The 21,289-nt window shown below is 55.6% G+C and carries 15 protein-coding genes and 1 pseudogene; 10 read left to right on the top strand and 6 right to left on the bottom strand.

Going from position 1 to position 21,289, the window contains the following annotated elements:
- Positions 1–54: 54 nt before the first annotated feature.
- Complete coding sequence (locus HF984_RS02950; RefSeq protein ID WP_168614192.1) at positions 55–642, bottom strand: malonic semialdehyde reductase; 588 nt, start codon at positions 640–642, stop codon at positions 55–57.
- A 147-nt stretch (positions 643–789) separates the two neighbouring features.
- Here HF984_RS02950 and HF984_RS02945 point away from each other — a divergent pair, with 147 nt between their 5' ends.
- The 6 genes from HF984_RS02945 (at position 790) to HF984_RS02920 (ending at position 12,600) form a co-directional block, all read left to right on the top strand.
- Positions 790–6,381, top strand: a complete 5,592-nt coding sequence (locus HF984_RS02945; protein ID WP_247596418.1) for an Lhr family helicase — start codon at positions 790–792, stop codon at positions 6,379–6,381.
- Between the two features lie 557 nt (positions 6,382–6,938).
- On the top strand, positions 6,939–7,823 hold the full coding sequence (locus HF984_RS02940) for a DNA-formamidopyrimidine glycosylase family protein (RefSeq protein WP_168614191.1): 885 nt from the start codon (positions 6,939–6,941) through the stop codon (positions 7,821–7,823).
- 234 nt (positions 7,824–8,057) lie between these two features.
- Positions 8,058–9,128: a pseudouridine synthase gene (locus HF984_RS02935; RefSeq protein ID WP_168614190.1), complete on the top strand. Its 1,071-nt coding sequence runs from the start codon at positions 8,058–8,060 to the stop codon at positions 9,126–9,128.
- Positions 9,129–9,158: 30 nt separating this feature from the next.
- Positions 9,159–10,373 carry a glycoside hydrolase family 76 protein gene (locus HF984_RS02930; protein ID WP_168614189.1) on the top strand — a complete coding sequence of 405 codons (1,215 nt, stop codon included), beginning with the start codon at positions 9,159–9,161 and terminating at the stop codon, positions 10,371–10,373.
- Positions 10,374–10,561: 188 nt separating this feature from the next.
- A complete protein-coding gene (locus HF984_RS02925; protein WP_168614188.1) occupies positions 10,562–12,055 on the top strand; it encodes a SulP family inorganic anion transporter in 1,494 nt (497 codons plus the stop codon).
- A 65-nt stretch (positions 12,056–12,120) separates the two neighbouring features.
- On the top strand, positions 12,121–12,600 hold the full coding sequence (locus HF984_RS02920) for a TspO/MBR family protein (protein ID WP_168614187.1): 480 nt from the start codon (positions 12,121–12,123) through the stop codon (positions 12,598–12,600).
- Between the two features lie 83 nt (positions 12,601–12,683).
- On the opposite strand, the gene HF984_RS11670 is transcribed toward HF984_RS02920, so the two are convergent.
- On the bottom strand, positions 12,684–13,868 hold the full coding sequence (locus HF984_RS11670) for an excalibur calcium-binding domain-containing protein (protein WP_168614186.1): 1,185 nt from the start codon (positions 13,866–13,868) through the stop codon (positions 12,684–12,686).
- A gap of 310 nt (positions 13,869–14,178) precedes the next feature.
- A complete protein-coding gene (locus tag HF984_RS02910; RefSeq protein WP_168614185.1) occupies positions 14,179–14,988 on the bottom strand; it encodes a ChaB family protein in 810 nt (269 codons plus the stop codon).
- Positions 14,989–15,271: 283 nt separating this feature from the next.
- Between HF984_RS02910 and HF984_RS02905 the strand changes: the two genes are divergently transcribed.
- Positions 15,272–15,586 carry a GNAT family N-acetyltransferase gene (locus tag HF984_RS02905; RefSeq protein ID WP_168614184.1) on the top strand — a complete coding sequence of 105 codons (315 nt, stop codon included), beginning with the start codon at positions 15,272–15,274 and terminating at the stop codon, positions 15,584–15,586.
- Positions 15,587–15,731: 145 nt separating this feature from the next.
- Here HF984_RS02905 and HF984_RS02900 read toward each other — a convergent pair whose 3' ends face one another.
- Both HF984_RS02900 and HF984_RS02895 read right to left on the bottom strand, forming a co-directional pair.
- The gene (locus HF984_RS02900; protein WP_168614183.1) at positions 15,732–16,721 is read right to left on the bottom strand and encodes an NADP-dependent oxidoreductase; all 990 of its coding nucleotides are present in this window, start codon (positions 16,719–16,721) and stop codon (positions 15,732–15,734) included.
- 35 nt (positions 16,722–16,756) lie between these two features.
- A complete protein-coding gene (locus tag HF984_RS02895; protein ID WP_168614182.1) occupies positions 16,757–17,197 on the bottom strand; it encodes a MarR family winged helix-turn-helix transcriptional regulator in 441 nt (146 codons plus the stop codon).
- A 107-nt stretch (positions 17,198–17,304) separates the two neighbouring features.
- Between HF984_RS02895 and HF984_RS02890 the strand changes: the two genes are divergently transcribed.
- The 3 genes and pseudogenes from HF984_RS02890 to HF984_RS02880 all read left to right on the top strand — a co-directional run bounded on the left by HF984_RS02890 (position 17,305) and on the right by HF984_RS02880 (position 19,927).
- Positions 17,305–17,724: an organic hydroperoxide resistance protein gene (locus HF984_RS02890; RefSeq protein ID WP_168614181.1), complete on the top strand. Its 420-nt coding sequence runs from the start codon at positions 17,305–17,307 to the stop codon at positions 17,722–17,724.
- A gap of 191 nt (positions 17,725–17,915) precedes the next feature.
- Positions 17,916–19,214, top strand: a pseudogene (gene tgt, locus HF984_RS02885) (tRNA guanosine(34) transglycosylase Tgt); the annotation flags it as partial.
- 206 nt (positions 19,215–19,420) lie between these two features.
- Complete coding sequence (locus HF984_RS02880) at positions 19,421–19,927, top strand: SRPBCC family protein (protein WP_168614180.1); 507 nt, start codon at positions 19,421–19,423, stop codon at positions 19,925–19,927.
- A 249-nt stretch (positions 19,928–20,176) separates the two neighbouring features.
- On the opposite strand, the gene HF984_RS11665 is transcribed toward HF984_RS02880, so the two are convergent.
- On the bottom strand, positions 20,177–21,265 hold the full coding sequence (locus HF984_RS11665) for an FUSC family protein (RefSeq protein WP_168614179.1): 1,089 nt from the start codon (positions 21,263–21,265) through the stop codon (positions 20,177–20,179).
- Positions 21,266–21,289 lie beyond the last annotated feature (24 nt).

Genomic DNA, 21,289 nt, shown 5'->3' with positions numbered 1-21,289 from the left:
AGTTTCTAGTGAAACTGCCCGGGCACTTTTTATCTCGCTCAAAGCTCTACAGATTTAGAGGGTGCTGGTTGCATCCTCAAAATCAAAGCGGACGCCGCGGGGGTATGAGGTTTCGCCGCCGTGACCAATGTTCACGACCAAGAAGGGGGTCTGGTCTTTATCAGCAAAGAATTCCTTCTCAATTGCCGCGAAGTCAGCGCCGCTCATGGGACCGGAGTCCAAGCCCAGTGCGCGCACAGCGGTGAGGAAGTAGCCTGCCTGCATATTAGCGTTGTTCATACCCATGGATGCGCTGAGCTCGGGCTGAGAATCAAACATGCTCTCAAGAGCAGCTGCCTGGGGCGCGAACTCGGCAAAACGCTTGTGCCACTTTTTATCAACGCTCAAAATCGCGGTAACGGGAGCACTGGAGACTCGCGCCTGATTGCCCTCAGACATGAACGGCACCAGACGCTCGCGTGCTTCAGCGGAGCGAACCCAGGTAATGCGTAGGGGCTGCGAGTTGAAGGCAGTTGCGCCCATACGGGTGATGTCGTAGATATCGCGCAGTTCCTGGTCAGTTACTTCCTGATCGGAAAAAGACTGAACGGTGCGGGGCTCGTGGAACAGAGCCTGAATGGATTCTTCGTTAATACGTGCCATGAAAATTCGCTTTCTCATCTGTGAAATTTATTTTCCGTATCAACTTTATAACTAGAATTCCTTTTTAGCATACCCTCACCAAAGTGATACCCGTCAACAGCCACGCCGCGTCGTTGATAGGGCTTCAAGGCTGGAATAATAGATCGTATGGTTAGTGCCCTTGAAAAGTTTTCCCCCAGCACCCGCACCTGGTTTCGCGGTGCTTTCTCAGCACCCACAGCAGCACAGGAAGGTGCGTGGAAGGCTATCTCAGCAGGTAGGCACGCCTTAATCGTTGCGCCCACTGGCTCCGGTAAAACACTCGCAGCTTTTTTGTGGGCGCTCGATAAACTGCACCACGACGCGCAGGATCCCCAAACGTCTGTCGAGCTAGATGGCACAGCGGGCACAGCAAGCGAAGGAACGAAGGTTCTCTACATCTCGCCCCTTAAAGCACTGGGTGTGGACGTGGAACGCAACCTGCGAGCGCCACTGATCGGCATCGCGCAAACAGCAAAACAGTACGGCCACACTCCCCCGCAGGTAACCGTTGGTGTGCGTTCGGGCGATACCCCCGCTAAAGAACGCCGGTCGCTCATTGCACATCCGCCCAATATTTTGATTACCACGCCCGAGTCGCTGTATCTGATGCTCACCTCTAAAGCGCGTTCGACGCTCACCGGCGTGCACACTGTCATTATCGATGAGGTTCACGCGGTTGCAGGCACCAAACGCGGCGCGCATCTTACCGTCTCTTTAGAACGCCTGGATCAGATTTTAGAGGTACCCGCTCAGCGCATTGGCCTCTCGGCGACCGTTGAGCCGGTGTCTACCGTCGCGCGTTTTCTCGGTGGCACTGCGCCGGTTGATATTGTGCAGCCGCCCTCTGAAAAAGAGTGGGATTTGAAAGTCTCTGTTCCCGTACCCGATATGACGGTACTGGGTGGACCAAACGCCTACGGCGAAGGCGATAACTCATTCTCTTCTGCTACCAAACCCCCGCAGGACAGCCTCGCCTTACCACCTGCCGCTCGCAAGGAAGCTGAACGCGAGCGAGCACGCGACATGGCTTTTGAGGCATCTGCCAATTTTAGTTTTGACGACGGCGTGGTTGAGGGTGACTCGTTGGCAAGCGAGCCTGAAGACCTTGGCAGCGCCGGAGTTGCGAACGCACAAGGTCTGACACTTGCTGAATCCCTGGGAATTATCCCGCCGTCAGGGCGAGCACAGCGGTCAGAAGACGGTAAGACGCTTGCTCCGCATGAGCAGCAGTCTCCGATGCCACCTTCTCAAGCGTCCATGGACTCTGCGCTGGCGGATGCGATTGGCGTTTTCCCCGGGGAAGAAACTGAGGGTGCGGTGGAATCTAAGGCACCAGATTTTACTACCCCTGACATGGTGATTGAAGAAATCACCCCGCAGCCCTCTACCAGTGCCCCCGCTACCCCCACCGAAACCGGTGGGTATCAGGCGTCCATCTGGCCACACGTTGAAGAGCGCATTGTTGATCTTATTGAAGAAAACCGCTCGACTATTGTCTTTACGAACTCGCGTGGTCTTTCTGAAAAGCTAACCGCCAGACTCAACGAAATTTACGCCGACCGCGTTCGATCTCGCGCTGAGGCCGCCGGTGAATCCCTTGAATCGTCCTCTGGTCAGCCGCAGAATATTACCGAGATTCTGACGCAGGCGCTGAGCAAAAACGCTGTGCGCATCGAAAAGCCTGAGGCCGATGAAAAGCTTGAGAAATCACGGGAGAAGCAGCGAACTCCCGCTCAGATGATGGGAATGTCGCAAAACACCGACGGTGCCCCGCTTATTCTTGCTCGCGCTCACCACGGCTCAGTATCGAAGGATCAGCGCGGAATCATTGAAGACTCCCTCAAATCTGGTCAGCTCAAGTGCGTTGTTGCCACCAGCTCGCTAGAACTCGGCATCGACATGGGAGCCGTTGACCTCGTGGTGCAGGTTGAAGCACCGTTCTCTGTTGCCTCAGGTTTGCAGCGTGTAGGACGCGCCGGCCACCAGGTGGGCGAAGTTTCTCGCGGCTATCTCTACCCCAAGCACCGTGGCGATCTTTTGAACGCAACCGTGACGGTTCGCCGCATGCTGGACGGTCAGATTGAACCGCTGGCTATTCCCACCAACCCGCTTGATATCTTGGCGCAGCAAACCGTGGCAGCCTGCGCGCTAGGGGCCATTGATGTTGAAGCCTGGTTTGAGGCGCTGCGCAATACCGCCCCGTTCGCCACGCTCCCGCGCTCAGCATTTGAGGCGACCCTGGATTTGCTCTCGGGCAAGTACCCTTCCGATGAATTTGCTGAACTACGCCCGCGCATCATTTGGGACCGCGACGCTGGCACCATCGAAGGACGCCCCGGCGCTCAACGTCTTGCCGTGACGTCCGGCGGAACTATTCCCGACCGTGGTCTCTTTCCCGTCTATATCGTCGGTTCAGAAGACTCGAAAGCACCCAAACGTGTGGGCGAGCTCGATGAAGAAATGGTCTATGAGTCTCGCGCCGGTGACGTTATTGCACTCGGCGCGTCCTCATGGCGTATCGAAGATATCAGCCACGACCGCGTCAGCGTCACCCCAGCCCCCGGAGTGCCCGGCAAACTGCCCTTCTGGCACGGTGAAGGAGGCGGCCGCCCCGTTGATCTGGGCAAAGCTCTGGGCAAATTCACCCACGAACTCGCCTCTGAACTAGCAGAAAACCCGGCGGATGCGCGCACCCGCCTGAGCGATATCGGTCTTGATACCTGGGCGGCTGATAACCTTGAAGCTTACGTCCGTGAACAGGTAGAAGCAGTGGGCGCTGTTCCCAGCGACATTCACCTCACAGTTGAGCGTTTTCGCGATGAAATTGGCGACTGGCGCATTGTGTTGCACTCGCCGTTTGGCATGCCGGTACACGCCCCGTGGGCTCTTGCTGTGGGCCAGCGCGCTGAAGCTCAGTTTGGCGTCAACGCCTCAGCAATGGCAGCTGACGATGGCATTGTGCTGCGTATCCCCGCCATGGAAGCAGAACCGCCCGGCGCGGACCTCTTTCTCTTTGACGCCGATGAACTCGAAGATATCGTGACCGAGCGGGTGGGCGCATCCGCCCTGTTTGCCTCGCGTTTTCGTGAGTCTGCCGCGCGTGCGCTCTTGTTACCGCGCAAGAATCCGGGCAAGCGAACTCCCCTGTGGCAGCAGCGCCAGCGCTCTGCACAGCTACTAGATGTTGCCCGAAAGTACCCGAGCTTTCCTATTATTTTGGAAACCGTGCGCGAGTGCTTACAAGACGTTTATGATCTCCCCGCGCTCTCTGCCGTCCACAAGGACTTGGACGCCCGCAAAATTCGCATCAGCGAGGTCGAGACCGAAACGCCCTCGCCATTTGCCCGCACCCTGCTCTTTGGCTATGTCGCGCAATTTTTGTACGAGGGCGACTCACCTCTTGCCGAGCGACGCGCCGCCGCGCTTTCCCTTGACCCAGCCCTGCTCTCAGAACTTCTAGGACGCGACGAGCTCCGCGAGCTACTCGATACCAATGTAATTCGTAGTGTCGAGGCACGGTTGCAGCACACCGCTACTGGCTACCGGTACAAGGGAGTCGAAGGCGCAGCGGATCTTCTACGACTGCTAGGTCCACTCACCGCCGAAGCGATGGCTGCGCGTCTGCGCGAAGAAGCACCATCATCTGCGACAACAGACGAGGAAGAAGTCGTCGAGACCTCCGTCAGCGTTGATACCGCACAGACTTATCTCGAGGAGTTGGTAGCGCACACTCGCGCGCTCAGCTTCAACCTGCACGGACGCACGCACTACGCATCCATAGAAGACGCAGCTCGTTTGCGCGACGGCTTAGGCGTTCCGTTACCCATGGGCGTGCCGCTCACCTTCCTCGAACCGGTGAAAGAACCGCTCTTAGATCTCGTAGCCCGCTACGCTCGCACTCACGCGCCCTTTACCGCGCACCAAGCCGCGCACGCGCTGGGGCTGGGCGTTGCCATCGTCGAGACAGCCCTGCGGACGCTAGCCGCCGACCGCCGAGTATCATCCGGCGATTTTCTACCCGACGAGCTACACGAAGAGCTCTCACACAGCCGCACCGGAACTGTAGAACCCAACGGAACACAGTGGGTCGATACCCAAGTTCTTCGCACGCTCCGTTCCCGCTCGCTCGCTATCTTGCGGCAAGACGTTGAACCCGTAGCACCAGAAATCTTCAGCAAATTCTTACCACCCTGGCAACACGTTGAATCGTGGCACCTCACGGAGAAAAAACAGGCACCGGGAACCTTCGGTGCACCAACAGGCGGAATTAGCGCAAGCGTCAAACGCGACGATTCCGCCATGCTTGAAGGCTACGACGGTCTGCTCACCGTCATCGACCAGCTCGCCGGCGTCCGCCTGCCCGCATCGGCGCTTGAGCCGCTGATCTTGCGCTCGCGCATCAAGGATTACTCACCGGCTCTCTTGGATCAGGCAATGAGCTCCGGCGATGTCGTGTGGACGGGCGACGGCGATCTTGCCGGCACCGACGGTTGGGTCTGCCTTCATCTTGCCGAGGCAGCCGCGCTCACTGTCCCGGATGCTAATCAGCGCGCCACAGCACTCAACACGCTCGCGCCTCTTGACCGCGCTGTCTTTGAGGTTCTAGGCGGCGGTGGCCTGTTCATTCATCAGATTCAATCAGCGTTACAAGCGCGCGTGGCGCAAGCTGGTGGCGATGCGCCTATAACGCTCAAAGATATCTCGGGTGCGCTGTGGAACCTGGTGTGGGCGGGGCTGATTACCAACGACACGTTCGCTCCTGTGCGTGCTCTTCTGGCAGGTGGCGCAACCGCGCACAAGGTGGCTACCCCAGCTCCACGCGCACGGTCAGTGGGGATGCGTCGCGGTGCCTCGCGTCTGAGTGGTTCCCGTTTTGGTGGCGGCAGTCGATTTGGTTCGATAACCGAAGCGCCAACGGCTGCTCCCATTGATGCCGGACGCTGGTCGCGCGTTGAAGCCGAAGAGCTGGATGCGACCATCGCCGCGCACGCACGTAGCGAGTTGCTCATGGACCGCTACGGAATCCTCACGCGCGGTGCTGTAGCTATTGAAGATATCCCCGGTGGTTTTAGCGCCGTTTATAAGGTGCTATCTGCCGCCGAAGAAAAAGGGCTGGCTCGACGCGGCTACTTTATCGAGGGGCTGGGGGCCGCGCAGTTTTCCACCGCCAACACCGTTGACCGTCTGCGCGAGTACGATCGTGATTCCGGTGAGAATCAGCACACGAAAACCGTCACTTTCTTAGCAGCAACCGACCCGGCGAACCCCTACGGCTCAACCCTGAGTTGGCCTGCCGCTCCCTCGTTGGAGGAGCGCGCGTCCGAACCCGGTGAAGCTGAAAGTCTGGAAGAGACGATTACCAATGCGCGCCATAAGCCCGGACGCAAGGCGGGCGCTGCCGTAGTTCTTGTCGACGGCCAGCTCACACTTTATGTGGAGCGTGGCGGGAAGACCATGCTCATTTTCACCGAAGATACGGATGCGGTACGCGCCGCAGCTCCCCTGATTGGTGAGCTGGTGCGGCGAGGGGCTGCCGAAAAAATCATGATTGAAAAAGTCAATGGACATTCAATTCTTGATGTGCTCGCTCCGCTACCTGCACGGCATCAAGAAGATGAAGCACCTAGTGAGCATCCCGTGACAGCGCTACGCAATGGGCTGTTGGAATCTGGCTTTTACCCCACTCCCAAAGGGCTACGTATGCGCAAAGAGTACTAAGACCTCTATTGACGAACCCAGTGGAAAATTTAACTTGAGTTAAATAATTCATACCTACCGGTAAGTAAAGTAGCGATAAAAAGTCCGATTTTTAAAAGAATCGACGCGGCTCTGAAAATAAGGGGAAGAAAAGAGCCGCGTCGATTTTGGGGATATACAATTATCTATTTATTGGCATCTGCTAGGGGAACTAGCACCATACCAATGCAACGAGCATCGCCAGCGACTATCGCAGAGAACTTTTATACTCTCAGTCACCCACATACCCGTTACAACCACTGGAATTTTAGCCTAAACTGCGGATTGCCAGTAGCAAATAGTCGCAACCTAAAAGGTTGCTACCTGGTATTGAATCGGGGAAAGATTCATAAAACAACAAGGGCTTCTAATGTAACAGACTGTCCCCCACAGCGTCTACACCTCAATACACCAAAACACCCTTTATTTTAAATTTTTACACAATTTTACCTAGTCAGCACACTTATTTAATTTATTATGGAACTTGTCACATTAGTTCCACCACACAGCCCACATCTATTTTACGGAGAAAACATCCCATGCCCGAAGGAGATACCGTCTGGCGCCAAGCTCGCAGCCTGCACAAAGCACTCGCCGGACGCACCGCCCACAGCACCAGCTTCCGCTACCCCGACGTCGCCGAAGTCGACTTCTCAGGCAAACACATTCACGGCGCACTAGCCCGAGGCAAACACCTTCTACTTCGCATCGACGATTTCACCGTGCACTCCCACCTGAAAATGGACGGCATCTGGCACATCTACGGCGTAGATGACAACGGCAACCCCCAACGCTGGAAACGCCCAGCCTCGGCAGCGCGAGCCATCATCAACGCCAACGCCAGGCAGGACGCAAACGGGCAGCTCGTACCCGGTAGCACCCCTGTCTCAGCCGTCGGATTCACGCTCGGACTACTCGAAATCTTTCCCACCACCGAGGAAAAAGAACGACTAGGCTACCTCGGTCCAGATCTTCTCGGAGCAGACTGGAACCCCCAACTGGCCCTCAACAACCTTCTTGCACAACCAGAACGGCTCATTGGCCCGGCGCTTCTAGACCAAAAGAACCTCATGGGAATCGGCACCATCTTTCGCGCAGAAACACTCTTTCTCGCGGGAGTTGACCCGCGCTCGCAGGTAGGTGCTGTGCCCGATCTTGCCCGCGTCATCGAAATAGCGCACCTACTACTTACGGCTAACAGGATGCGCCCGCGACGCGTAACCCGCACCGAACGCGAACCGCTGTGGTGTTACGGCAGGCGCGGCCGTCCCTGCTACCGGTGCGGCTCGTTCATCATCAAAGACGAGCTCTCAGACCTAGGAACTGGCGCTAAGCGTTTTGGGACAGACCGCTACGCACAAACCGAAGAAACGGTTTCACGCATCAGCTTCCGATGCCCCACCTGCCAGGTGCTATACATCTAGACAACAATAAACACCGATAGTTCCGTGCGCTTTGTCTCGCCAGCAGTCCCTCTCGCGTGGTTCGCTGGCGCTCACGACGCGATTCACGCCAGACCCGATGCCAGCTGGCGATACAAAGCACAGCGGACCAGTAGGTTCTATTTCTCAGCGCTTCGATAATGTGAAAAAGCCCTGAGAGCTATCTCGCCGCGCCAGCTCACGGCTGTTCACAAGACGCCAACGTAGAATAAATCCGTGCCTAGAAGAGTATCCCGCCACGAGTTTGTTCAGCCGTTACCGCAACGAAACGGCATTGACCCCGTTGCGCTTTTGTTGCCGCTAGCCGGTGAGGATGCTACGAGCGCGGCAGCTGCTCAGCCGCCGCGTCCTACCGAAACCTTCGGAGCGAGAACCGTCTTTGAGTATTTGGTCAATCGTTTTTATCCGCATGATCCAGCGATTATTGCCGCGCGTTTTGAGACGCACGAGGTGAAGGATGCTACGGGAGCGGACGTTGCCCCCACAGCTCCGTTGGCGGGGCAAAAGATTTGGTACTACCGCGAGCTGGGTAACGAGCGAAAAGTGCCGTTTGATATGCCGGTTCTTTATGAGGATGAGTGGGTGCTGGCGATTGATAAACCGCATTTTTTGCCGACCACACCCAATGGGTCTTTTGTAGCACACACCGCTTTAGCGCAGTTGCGGGTGAGAGAGAACAACCCCGATCTGATTCCGATTCACCGACTGGATCGCCCCACAGCTGGCGTTGTACTTTTTGCTAAGACGAAGGATGCCCGCGCACCTTTTCAGCTGATGTTCCAAAACCGTAGGGTTGAAAAGTCCTACGAGGCGGTGGCTGCCGCGGTACCTGAACTTGAGCCGGGGGCCAGCGTGCAGGTGAACACTCGCATCGATAAAACGCACGGCCAGTTGCAGGTGCGCCAGCTCAGCCAAGAAGAGGCATCCGCCCAGGGGTTAGAGACCAACGCGCGGTCGATAGTGACCTGCCTGAAAATTTTTGATCTTCCTGCTGGGATTCTTCCTGAACGCTCTACGCAGAACCCCGCGCTGCCTCTGCCAAGCGGGCGCATGGCGCACTATAAGCTTGACCCGATCACCGGTAAAACCCACCAGCTACGCGCACATCTGTGGGCACTCGGCGCGCCCATTGCCGGGGACGTTCTCTATCCGTACGCATTACCCATTGCAGACGATGAACCCGCTCTACCGCTACAGCTACTGGCACGCACCGTTACTTTCACGCATCCGATAACAGGTGAAGATATCACCATCACAAGCCACCGCAAGCTAGCACTCGCGCCGTAGAATTTTCACAGCACACGTAAGGATTTTTCAATGAGCACCCCCAACATTTCTCACGATTATTCGCACGCGGCCGCTGTGGCAGCGCGCTCTGTGGTACGGCATTTTGGACGTCGTGCCTTCGGCATTCCCGGCACACTGATTGGAGCCGTGCAGATACCCGACAACCGAACCCGCGTACAACGTTTTGCGCACTGGCATTACTGGTGGCAGGCACATTTCTTGGATTGCGCGGTGGACGCCGGATTCCGCCGGCTGCGCGAGGGCAACACCGAATCAGCGCAAGCCTGGCTGGGTAAAGCGCAAGAAATTCAGCGCGGCATCGTTACCCGTAACTTCGGCACCGTCATCAACGATTTCTACGATGACATGGCCTGGTTGACCCTAGCGTTGGGCAGGCTCAATGCTCTGCACCGCGCCCTTCACGGCGTTGGTAGCATCAGCACTCAAGATGCCGGAGTCACCCTCTACAACCAGCTCACCGACGCCATTGATGATTCTTTGGGCGGCGGCGTGTTCTGGTCGAAAAAACGCGACTTCAAGAACACTCCCGCCACCGCTCCCACCGCGCTGGCACTGGTCCGCGCGCACCGAGGCGATGAAGCCGCTCCCCTGCTGAACTGGCTGGGTGAAAACCTGTGGGATGACGACAATTCAGCGTATCTGGACGGTATTCGCATCACCGGAACCAACGAGTCAGGCGCTTTCGACACCGCGGTAGAACGCGCACTGTACTCCTACAACTCTGGCCCTGTGCTCTCTGCTCTGCTTGAGTTAGAACCCACCGATGATTTACCCCTGTGGCGTTACCGCACCGAACACGCGGCCGATATCATCGGCGGTGTCGCCCACCACTTTACCTGCGACTTCAACGATGACGGCACCGCTATTCGCGTGCTCACCACCAAAGGTAGCGGCGACGGCGGACTATTCACCGGCATCCTCGCGCGCAACCTGGCAGATGCATCCACCAACCCAGAATTGGACGCCGCGTCCCGTGCAACTGCCCGCGAACTCGTCCTCAATACCGCCCGTATTCTGTGGGAGGGACGACGCGAGTTCGACCCCGACCTACCGCTCAACGAGTTCGGCATCGACGTCAACGAAATCCGCGGCGAATCCATTGCGCTCTTCTCCCCGGACGTCACCGCCCACACATCCGAAAGCCTCGTGCCGGGACGCGCCGTGGAACTTTCCAGCCAGCTACAGGCATGGATGATTCTCGAAGCCGCTGCGCGCATTGCGTAAATTCCGGTAGCTGTATCGCTTGCCACCATGATCAGCATGCGCGTATATCGCCTGCTGGCATCGGGGCTGGCGTGAATCGCTTCCGAGCGCCCAGCGCGAGTGAAGCGAGAGGGACTGCTGGCGAGATACGCGTATGTTGAGCCTCGTTACCTGCCTATAACTCATTGAGCCCACCTCCGAAAGACCTCATGACCTCCACACCAGACACACTGACCCCGCTTGAGCGGCAGTCAGTAGCGCGCACCCTGCGTTCGCCTCAGCTACTCTTCATCGAAGTTCTGGCAGGGCTTGTTACCTCACTCGCGCTCATTCCCGAGGCACTCGCCTTCGCCGTTGTTGCTGGCGTTGACCCCAAAGTAGGTCTCTTCACCTCGGTAATTTTGGCGATAACCATTGCCATCACCGGTGGACGCCCAGCCATGATCTCGGGTGCAGCCGGTTCTACAGCCCTTGTGATTGCACCACTGGTTGCCAGCCACGGCATGAACTACCTCGTCGCCACCGTCTTACTCGCCGGCATCCTGCAAATTCTCTTTGCGGCACTCGGCGTCGCCAAACTGATGCGGTTCATCCCGCGACAGGTCATGGTCGGGTTCGTCAACGCACTGGCGATTCTGATTTTTTCGTCGCAGCTACCTCAACTAATAGGCGTGCCCTGGCTGGTCTATCCCATGGTCGCAGTGGGCGTTGTACTCGTGTTTGGTCTGCCCAAACTGTCTTCAGCCATCCCTGCCCCGCTGATCGTCATCATCGTGCTCACTCTCTTTGCCGGACTTGCAGGAGCACAGGTACCGACCGTCGGCGACTACGGTGAACTGCCGTCCTCACTGCCGCAGCTCTTCTTCCCGGATGTTCCCCTCACCGGTGAAACCCTGCAAATTATTGCGCCCTACGCACTGGGAATCACCTTCGTCGGCCTCGTTGAATCGCTCATGACCGCGAAACTCGTTGACGACATCACCGATACTCACTCCAACAAAACCCGCGAATCCTGGGGTCTGGGTATAGCCAACCTCGCCACCGGTATTTTCGGCGGTATGGGCGGTTGCGCCATGATTGGGCAGACCATGATCAACGTCAACGGCGCTCGCGGACGCACCCGAATCTCTACTTTCTTCTCGGGCTTCTTTATTCTGGTCTTGTCACTGGTGCTCGGCGATATTGTGGCGATCATTCCCATGGCAGCGCTCGTTGCCATCATGATTTTTGTATCCCTGACTACCTTTGACTGGCACTCTATTACTCCGAAAACGCTGCGTACCATGCCGCGGTCAGAAACCGTCGTCATGCTGGTAACGGTAGCGTTGACCGTCTTCACGCATAACCTAGCTCTGGGTGTGGGCGCCGGTATTCTCACCGCTATGGCACTCTTCGCCCGACGCGTCGCGCGTTTTGTCACGGTGGACCGTCAGCTCTCAGCCGACGGCAATTCCGTCACCTACCGTGTGGACGGTGAGCTGTTCTTCGCGTCCTCAAATGACCTCTACACGCTCTTTGACTACACCAACGACCCCGCGCACGTTGCGATTGATATGCGGAACTCGCATGTGTGGGACGCATCCACGGTATCTGCACTCGATGGCATCACCACGAAGTACGCCAAGCTAGGCAAAACCGTTCACGTGGTAGGGCTCAACTCCGATTCGCACCAACTCCACGACCGTCTCACCGGCACCCTGTAGAACCGTTAGGACATAAAAATGCCGGGTCATTTTCTGCGGTTTCTGTTCAGGCGTAGACTAACAGTATGCCTAGTTTTACTCCTTACATCGCCACCACCGCAGGCACTGTAGCCTGCGCTGTTGCTGGCTCCATCGCGTCCGACCCTAACAGCCTCTACTACAAGAGCCTCAAGAAACCCGACTGGAACCCGCCCAACCAGGTGTTCCCTATTGCGTGGACTGCACTCTATACGGATATTGCAGCTACCAGCGGGCTTGTGCTCTCGCAGCTCAAACAGCGCGGTAGAAAGAAGGATGCGCGTGCCTACTCCATCGCTCTTGCTACCAACCTGGTGCTCAACGCTTCGTGGAGCTACACCTTCTTCCGCTCGCACAACATGGGTCTGGCGGCTCTCCATGCGGGAGTTCTGGCCGTAAGTTCCGCAGACCTCGTACGACGCACCGCAACCGTTAGTACGCCCGCCGCAGCGGCTCTTGCACCGTACGCTGGTTGGACGGGATTCGCCACCGCACTCTCCACTAAATTCTGGCAGCTGAATAAGTAGCGCCATAACACAAGAAAGGGGCTGGCGGGGATTACCTTCCTGCCAGCCCCGTTGTGCGTTAAACTCCGCTAAAAATCACTCGCTTATGCGTCGCGTCGACGCGAGAAGAGAACCGCAGCGGTACCCAATCCAAGCAACGCCAAACCGGCAACAAAAATGCCGTAAGCATTAGCGCCGGTGTGCGCCAGTGAATCGTAAGAGCTTGCGTAGTAGCTATCCTGTGAGCCACGCAAGCCTGCATCGGAGTAGGAGCTCTCCGACGAACGTACGTAGCCGGAAGTATCTGAAGAGTTCACCACAGCAGCATTTTCTGAGCTGTAGCCGGCATCAGAAATACCTGCCTCGTTGACGTAGTCGGGGCGGGTTTCGCAGGCGATGCCGTCGCGGTCGCTATCCAGCGATACACCGTAGCCGTAGTCAGAGGAGGTGATGGGGCCGCCGGTTGCATCCCATACCGCTGCACAGTTTTCGTAAATGAATTCGGTGGATGCGGGATCCGCTGCAGCCTGCGCGACGGGCTGCTGTACTGGTGCTACAGGAGCGACTACCGGAGCAGCTTCCTCTATCGGCGCAACAGGTGCAGGAGCCTCAGATTCTACGGGGGTTACGGGTGCGGGAGTTTCTACCGGTGCCGGGGTCACCTCGGGTGCGGGAGTTTCTTCCGGACTCGGAGTCACCTCAGGAGCGGGAGTTTGCTCGGGTGTAGGTGTTACCTCGGGGGCGGGTTCCTGCGCGGCAGCTTCTACCGTGATTTCAGTGCCCAGCACGGGAACAGCCTCAATGATTTTGCCATCCTGAACGTACAGGGGCGTAAAGCTGAGAGACGCGGTGCCTTCACCAACCGCCGTAATGTTGCCGACCTCATCGACGGTAAGGATGTCTGCATCGGAGGAGGTCCAGTAACCCGCAATGGTCAGGCCGCCCTGCTGCGTGATTTCGTCTGCGGCTGAGGGCGCAAGAATCTGAACGGTCTGGTTATCGCCAGCAGTCATCGTGGCGTTTTCAACGCCGATGCTCGCGTCATCAATTTTTCCGGCGCCAATGGTGAAAAAGCCACTGGGAGTGCCGTCCTGCGCGATATTAGAAGTTGCGGTGGTGACTAGGTAACCGTCAGTGAGGTCGTAGTTGGCCTGTTTGATAGCCACAACTTTGGGATCGGACGCGGTGTCTTGGGGCGCTGCGAATGCCGGGGTGAGAAGCGAGCCGGTTGCCAGTGCGATAGTCGCCGATGAGACAGTAGCTACTTTAAGTATGCGGCGTGAAGCCATTGGGGACTCCTAAAAAGAGTGAATGTAAGTGGTCACTTACGGGGGTATGTATGCAGAACTAATACTACTGAGAGAAATCAATTAAAATACTAGGAATCTAAAGTTAATATGTTTTATTTTTCTTGTTTCCGAGAAAAATTATGTTTACCCATGTCAGAAAGGCGCTGATAAATTTTTGATGCGCTCACGCCACGTCATTATCACGTCATATTACTTATAAGTAGATTTCTTCGCGGCCAAGGTTCTGTGAGAGTGCGAGTTAAATCAAAAAGTGGCGAGACATTTCTGCCTCGCCACTTTTCAACCCGGATTACGCCTTAGCGGCTTCTACTGCCACCAGTAGCTCTTCCTTGTTCATCGTTGAACGACCGGGAATCTTCAGCTCCTGCGCCTCTTTGTACAACTGCGCGCGGGTGACGCTACGCAATGGACGCGTGAGTTCGGTAGCTACCTCACGAGGTTGCTCCATCACAGGCTCAGCCTCAACAGCCTCGGCGGTCTCAGCTGCATCCTCAGGCTGATCAACTTCTTGCACCTCAATCACGGTCTGTTCAACCGGCTCATCTTTGAGATGTTCAATGATTTCTGCGCTATCCTCAGAAACCTCAATGACAGGCTCAACGGACTGCTCAACCCGAGGGGCTGACTTTTTCTTCGAACCCTTCTTCTGAGCCTGCTTCTGGTCAGAAGTTTTCTTTGCCTTTACCGGCTTCTCAGACTTTTTCTTGTCCGACTTTTTCTTTGCCGAGGTTTTGACGTCAGATTTCTTAGACTCAGCTTTCGAGGACTCCACCTTCTTGGATGCTGTTTTTTTCGCGTTCTTCTGAGCCTCTGACTTTTTAGCTACAGACTTCTTGCCTGCATCCTTCTGAGCCTTAGATTTTTTCTCAGACTTTTTCTTATCGCTCTTAGCATCTGAAGAGTCCCTGGGCTTCCATTCGCCCTTTTTGAGTTCGAACTTCTTCTCGAGTTTTTCTTCCGCTTTCTTGTAAGCGCGCTTTTTGCTGCCGTGCTTTTCCAAAGACTTCTCGAATGCTTTTACAAAGCGCTTTTGCGCTTTTTTGTCTGAGCGCTTGAGTTCCTTGGTGAGCTCCGGCGCCTTTGCCTTGTTCTTACCCATGGGTGCGTCCTCTTTTCAAAAGGTGTAGTGGTTGCTGTTCACTCTATCTCCCGCAGGTAAACAGTGCACTTACTTCAAGTCATAGCCCGTCATATAACCCCAAATTCATGTTAGTTAGGTAAACTATGTATATGACTGATTGTTCAACAACGTTTGATATTCGCAGGACCACCGAAGCAGATCGCACCTGCATCGCTCGTCTCAACTTCCTTACAGACGTTTTTGGCGATGAGAGCAAAACCCCCCTCAGAGGGCTTTAAAAAAGAAACCAAAGTTTACGTTGATGGCTGGGATCCCAAGGACGACGGTCTATCTAGTGGCATGGGACGACACCATCCCCGCAGGTGGGACTTGGCTGATTTGGGACGATGTCGAGAACCACGGCGTTGGTTTTATCGACGAGCGCACCCCAGAAATTGCAATTGCTATCGAGCAGTCTTACCGAGGCAAGGGCCTTGCATCGCAGCTGTTGAAAGAAATAGTTGAGCTGGCCCGCGAAAACGGCGCGCCGGCTGTTTCTCTGGCGGTTGCACCCGATAACGAACACGCCGAAGACGGTGAAAACAACGAATACTTGACTCTGATTAAGAAGTTCTAAAGCCTACTTCTACTCAGTATGCATCAGGCCTCGTCAAGAATGACGAGGCCTTTTATTTCGCGCTCTTCAATTTAACGCAAAAGCCGCCGCGCGCGTCCTTAATGAACAGGACGCGCGTGGCGGCTGAGCTTATCGAAGCCAGTTTTTACTGCTCCACTTCGATCACAACCTTGCCCTTATCGGCCTTGAAGTCGATAGCTTCAAGGGTCTTCTCAAAGGGGAAAACCTTGCCGATAACAGGCTTGAACTTGCCTGCTTCTACCAGCTCGGTCATTTTCTCAAGCTGAGCACCAGAAGAGTGCATCAGCAAGAACTCATACCCCACGCCGAGCTGTTTTGCGCGTTTGAACATCTTTCGGCTCATTGCCCACATCGGCAGTTTGAGAACGGGCTTTTTGAGCTCAGCTGCAAAATCGGGAGTGGGCGGCCCTACGATTGAAATCGCAATACCGCCGGGAGCAAGAACCCCAAGAGACTTCTCTAGTGTCTCGCCACCCTGAGTATCAAGTACAACGTCATAGCCGCTCACGACGTCCTCAAAATTCTGGGTGCGGTAATCAATAATGAGGTCTGCACCGAGTTCGCGAGCAAGGTCAGCTTTAGAACCGCTCACGGTTGTAGCAACATGAGCCCCCAGTGCCTTAGCTAGCTGAATAGCTGCGGAGCCAACACCACCGGTACCACCGTGAATCAAAACCTTAGTGCCTTCACGCACCGAGGAACGTTCAGTCAGCGCCTGCCAAGCCGTCAACGAAACCAACGGCAGTGCAGCAGCCTCGTTCATGCTCAGCGACTCAGGCTTGTGTGCAACTGCGTCCTCGTGAATGGCAATTTCATCGGCAAAAGTACCGAACGAGTTGAGTTGTGGTCGCGCGTACACCTCATCGCCCACCGAGAACTCAGCAACCTGCGAACCAACTTCAATGACTACCCCGGCAACGTCATTACCCATAATCATCGGTAGCTTGCGGCTGAGAATGGGCTTGAATTTACCGTCGCGAATCATGGTATCGACGGGGTTGACACTGGTTGCTTTGACGCGGATGAGTACGTCATGCTCCCCCACGCGAGGGGCTGGCACATTCTGCAACTCGATTCCATCTTGACCATAGTGAGTGAGCACAAAAGCTCGCATGATATCTCCTGATATGTCTTTGTGTTTGTAAATCTTTAGGCGGGGTCACCAAGGTGATCAGCTAGGCGGTCAAGTTCGCGCTTTATGAGCGCTAAGTCCATACCGTCAACCGAGCACATCTCATAGATTTTCCGCGGAATAGGGGCAGCTTTTTCTTCAAGTTCTTTGCCGGATGCGGTGAGAAAGAGCACGGTGCGGCGCTCATCGGCAGGGTCGCGTTGCTTTTCAAGATAACCAGCCGCAATAAGGCGTTTGATGAGTGGAGTCAGTGTGCCACTGTCGAGCTCCACCTGCTGAGTGAGATCGCGCATCGCAACCGGTTCTTTTGCCTCCCACATCACGAGCATGACGAGGTACTGCGGGTAGGTGAGATTCAAGCCAGTCAACAGCTCGTGATAGGCGCGTGTGATGGCGCGGCTCGTTCTATAAAGCGAGAAGCAAAGTTGCTTATCGAGTGATAATTCCGTGGTGCTCATACTTTCATCTTATATCAGTTGCTCACCATTTAGTTTTACACACTTGACTTTTACACAATTAAATTGTGTATAATCTATTTAGAGAAGAACACTCGAAAGGAAATCTCATGGAGGCCATTTACACCACCGAAGCACTCGCAACAGGTGCAGGACGCGACGGCAGCGTCCGCACCGCTGACGGCAGCTTTGAAGCAAACCTGGCAATCCCCACCGAAATGGGCGGCTCAGGCAAGGGAAACAACCCCGAACAGCTCTTCGCAGCAGGTTATGCAGCGTGCTTTCACTCAGCTCTGCAGATGGTAGCGCGCAGCCAGAAGAAGAACATCGAGGGTTCATCGGTTGGCGCAAAAGTTTCTATCGGTAAAGAAGGTGAGGGCTTTGGTCTTGCAGTAGAACTCGAAGTCATCATCCCTGAAATGGCACATGATGAGGCGCAGGCACTCGCCGACGCAGCCCACCAGGTATGCCCCTACTCCAACGCAACTCGCGGCAACATTCCCGTGACCGTCACCGTTTCAGACGACTAACCCCACGCTTGGCCTCTCCAGAGGGGCTGAGCGGATATTTTGCGAGCGCGCGATGAAATAAAAATCCCAGCTCCGGAATCTACGCAGTCGACTACACCTACCGCGAGAGGGGAGTTGTGTTGCACTTTTTAGGCTAAAAGTACAACACAACTCCCCTCTCACGCATAAACAGCTCTAGTAGAATAAGCACCGTGGCTAATACCGAATTCTCAAACCCCAATTTTTCATTCGAACTAGGCAACCGCCTTGCTGATACCTGCACCCCGGATGCGGCGCGTATTGAAGCAAACGGCGGACAGTTCCGCGGGCGCACCGGCGTCATTCATACCCCGCACGGTGATATCAAGACCCCCGCGTTCACACCGGTGGGCACCAAGGCAACAGTCAAGGCTGTACTGCCCGAAGCGATGAAAGAACTCGGTTCTCAGGCACTCTTGGCAAACGCCTACCACCTCTACCTGCAACCTGGCCCCGAGGTTTTGGACGCTGCTGGCGGCCTGGGCAAGTTCATGAACTGGGACGGCCCTACTTTCACTGACTCCGGTGGTTTTCAGGTGATGAGCCTTGGTTCAGGCTTCAAAAAAGTCATTGACATGGGCACCGTCGCCAACGCCAAGGGTGCAGACGGACGTCCGCTCGGTGACGATGATGTCGCGGCCGGCAAAGAGCGCATGGCGCACGTTGATGACGACGGCGTTTTCTTCAAGTCCCACATTAACGGCGACATTCACCGCTTCACCCCCGAAATTTCGATGCAGGTGCAGCATCAGATCGGTGCGGACATCATGTTCGCCTTTGACGAGCTCACCACCCTTTACAATTCCCGCGGTTACCAAGAAGAGGCGCTGGAACGCACCCGCCTGTGGGCTTTGCGTTGCATTGCAGAGCATCAGCGCCTGAGCGAGGCGCGCGTCGGCAAGCCCTACCAGGCGCTCTTTGGCGTCATTCAGGGCGCACAGTACGAAGACCTTCGACGCAAGGCCTGCACCGACCTAGGCGATATGCCCTTTGATGGTTTCGGCATCGGCGGCGCGCTCGAAAAAGAAAACCTGGGCACTATCGTGCGCTGGTGCGCCGAAGAACTGCCCGAGAACAAGCCACGTCACCTGCTGGGTATCTCAGAACCGGACGATATCTTCGTCGGCATCGAAAACGGCGTGGATACCTTCGACTGCGTCTCGCCCACCCGCGTGGCCCGCAACGCAGCCGTCTACACACCCGACGGACGCTTCAACCTCACCAACGCGCGCTACAAGACAGACTTCACCCCTATTTTTGAGGGATGCGACTGCTACACCTGCACGCACTTCACCAAGGCGTACATCCACCACCTCTTCAAGGCAGACGAACGTCTGTCAGCAACGTTGGCATCCATTCACAACGAGCGTTTTATCGTGAAAATGGTGGATGACGCCCGCGAAGCCATCGACAACGGCACCTATTTTGAATACCGTGACGAGTTCTTGCGCCGCTACTACGCCAAGAAAGAAGCTCAACTCAAAGCGCAGGAAGAAGCCAAAGCACGCAAGGCAGTGAAAGAAGCAGAACGCATCGCTACAGCTCAGGCACGACGCGAGGCTAACGCTAAGGCGAAAGCTGAAGCCGAGGCACGACGTGCCGCAGAGGCAGCCGCCCGAGAAGCAGAAGCCGCACAAGACGCTCAGATAGACCCCGCACAGAAGGAAGGCGAGAACTAATGCAAGATTTCACTATCGAGAGCCTGGACGCCAAAGAAGTACTCACCTACCGCCACGAGTTCGCCGCAACTCCCCAGGAAATTTACAACGCTTTCATTGACCCGAAGCTTTTTATCAAGTGGTTTGGCCCTAAAGACTGGAACGTTGTTCCCAACACCCTGACGTTGGAGCCCGTCAACGGTGGGCGCAAGCAGTTCGTCATGAAGCACCGTCACAATCCCAAGTTTCAGGCACCTATGTACATGCGTTTTATCGCTATGAAAGAGCCTGAACTGCTCGAGTACCGCGAGGCACTGCCCACCCCGCAAGGTCAGCCCAGCGACACCCTGGTTGCGCTACGCATCGAACTTGAAGAAGGCACCGCGATTACAGAGGACGGTGTAGGCAAGGGAACCATTCTCAAACTCACTCAGGGCCCACTTCCTCAAGAAGTTCACGAGCAGACGCTGACCAGCTGGAAAGACTCCTTTGTGGGACTCACTAAACTTCTGGACGCGAGCAAGTAGGTAGAACGCCGGCTGACAGATCGCAATCTCACCAGCATCGCTATCACCTGCCACAAGCAACTAAAAACCACGGATGCCCGGGAACGCGTGCGCGTTCCCGGGCATCTTTGTATCGTGTAAGAAAGCTAGTTTCCTAGCACCTTATTCAGTTTGTTGAAAGATAACAGCCACCCTGCTCGTCCCGGCTCATGAAATTCAGCGGGCAAAGGACCCTGGTCAAGAATGACGCGGGTGATGCTATCTGCCAATTTACTGATCAAAATTGCTTCTCACCGAGCCACGCACGTTACGAGCTGCACGCAAAATCGGAATAGCCACGGTGTCCTGACCCAGCTTATCGGGGCTACGCGTTACTAAAACAGCCAGCATCCCGACCACCGCGCCAATAGCGGTTTCAAGCATACGATCCGTCAACAACTCATAGCTGGTCAGCGGCTTAGCCAACTGAATCATAAACAACGCCAGCGGAGTCACAAACAGCATGGCAAAACCATAATTACGCAACACAAAAATCTCAGCCAAGAACTGGAACACGATCACCAGCACCGCCATATGCCACTGGTCCGGGTGCATCGACACAAAAAACGCCGTAATCAGCACACCCACAAACGTGCCCACCGTACGCTGCACGCCCCTATAAAAACGGGCATACATATTCGGACCAACCACAATAGCGTTAGCCGCAACCATCGCCCAATAACTGTGCGAAAGCCCCAACACATAGCCCACGCATCCGGCAATAAGCGTTACAAAAAAGTAGATAACGCCCTGCTCAAGCAACTGATTGCGAGTCAGAGAATGCGGCGGCGGAGTAGAAACAATCTTAATTCCCTCGCCCACCACGCTACTGACAAGACCCAACACCACCGAAAAACCAGCGGATGCGATAGCCACCGCAAGAGGAATAGCAGGATGCGTCGCCACAGGCACCGACGCCACCGCAGCCGTCGCAAAAATATGAAAAAGAGAACCGCCTGGACGCAGATTCAGCACCGTGCTCACCATCGCGCCCACACCACCGATTGCCGAACACACCAGCGTCGTCACCCAAATCGAAGCATGAAAACCAGAAAGCAACATGCCAATAGCGATGCACAGACACAAAATGATGCCCGCCTGCGACTGGTGCTTAAACCTAGACGCGCGCGGCTCATTGCGAGCATACAGAGCGGTAAAACCACCAAACGCCGAATAAATCGCAAGCTCAAGATGATCCGTAAAAAGAAGAATAAGAAGCGGAATCGCCACGCTCAGCGCAATACGAAAAGCCGGCACATGATCACGTTGCGCGGGAGCAAACTTCATCATCTGCACAATATGTTCGCGAGCGGATGTCACACTAGCCCCTTATTCCTCGACAAT

The sequence above is a fragment of the Rothia terrae genome, assembly GCF_012396615.1.
Taxonomy (GTDB): Bacteria; Actinomycetota; Actinomycetes; order Actinomycetales; family Micrococcaceae; genus Rothia; species Rothia terrae.
This window is presented reverse-complemented; position numbering and strand designations above follow the sequence as displayed.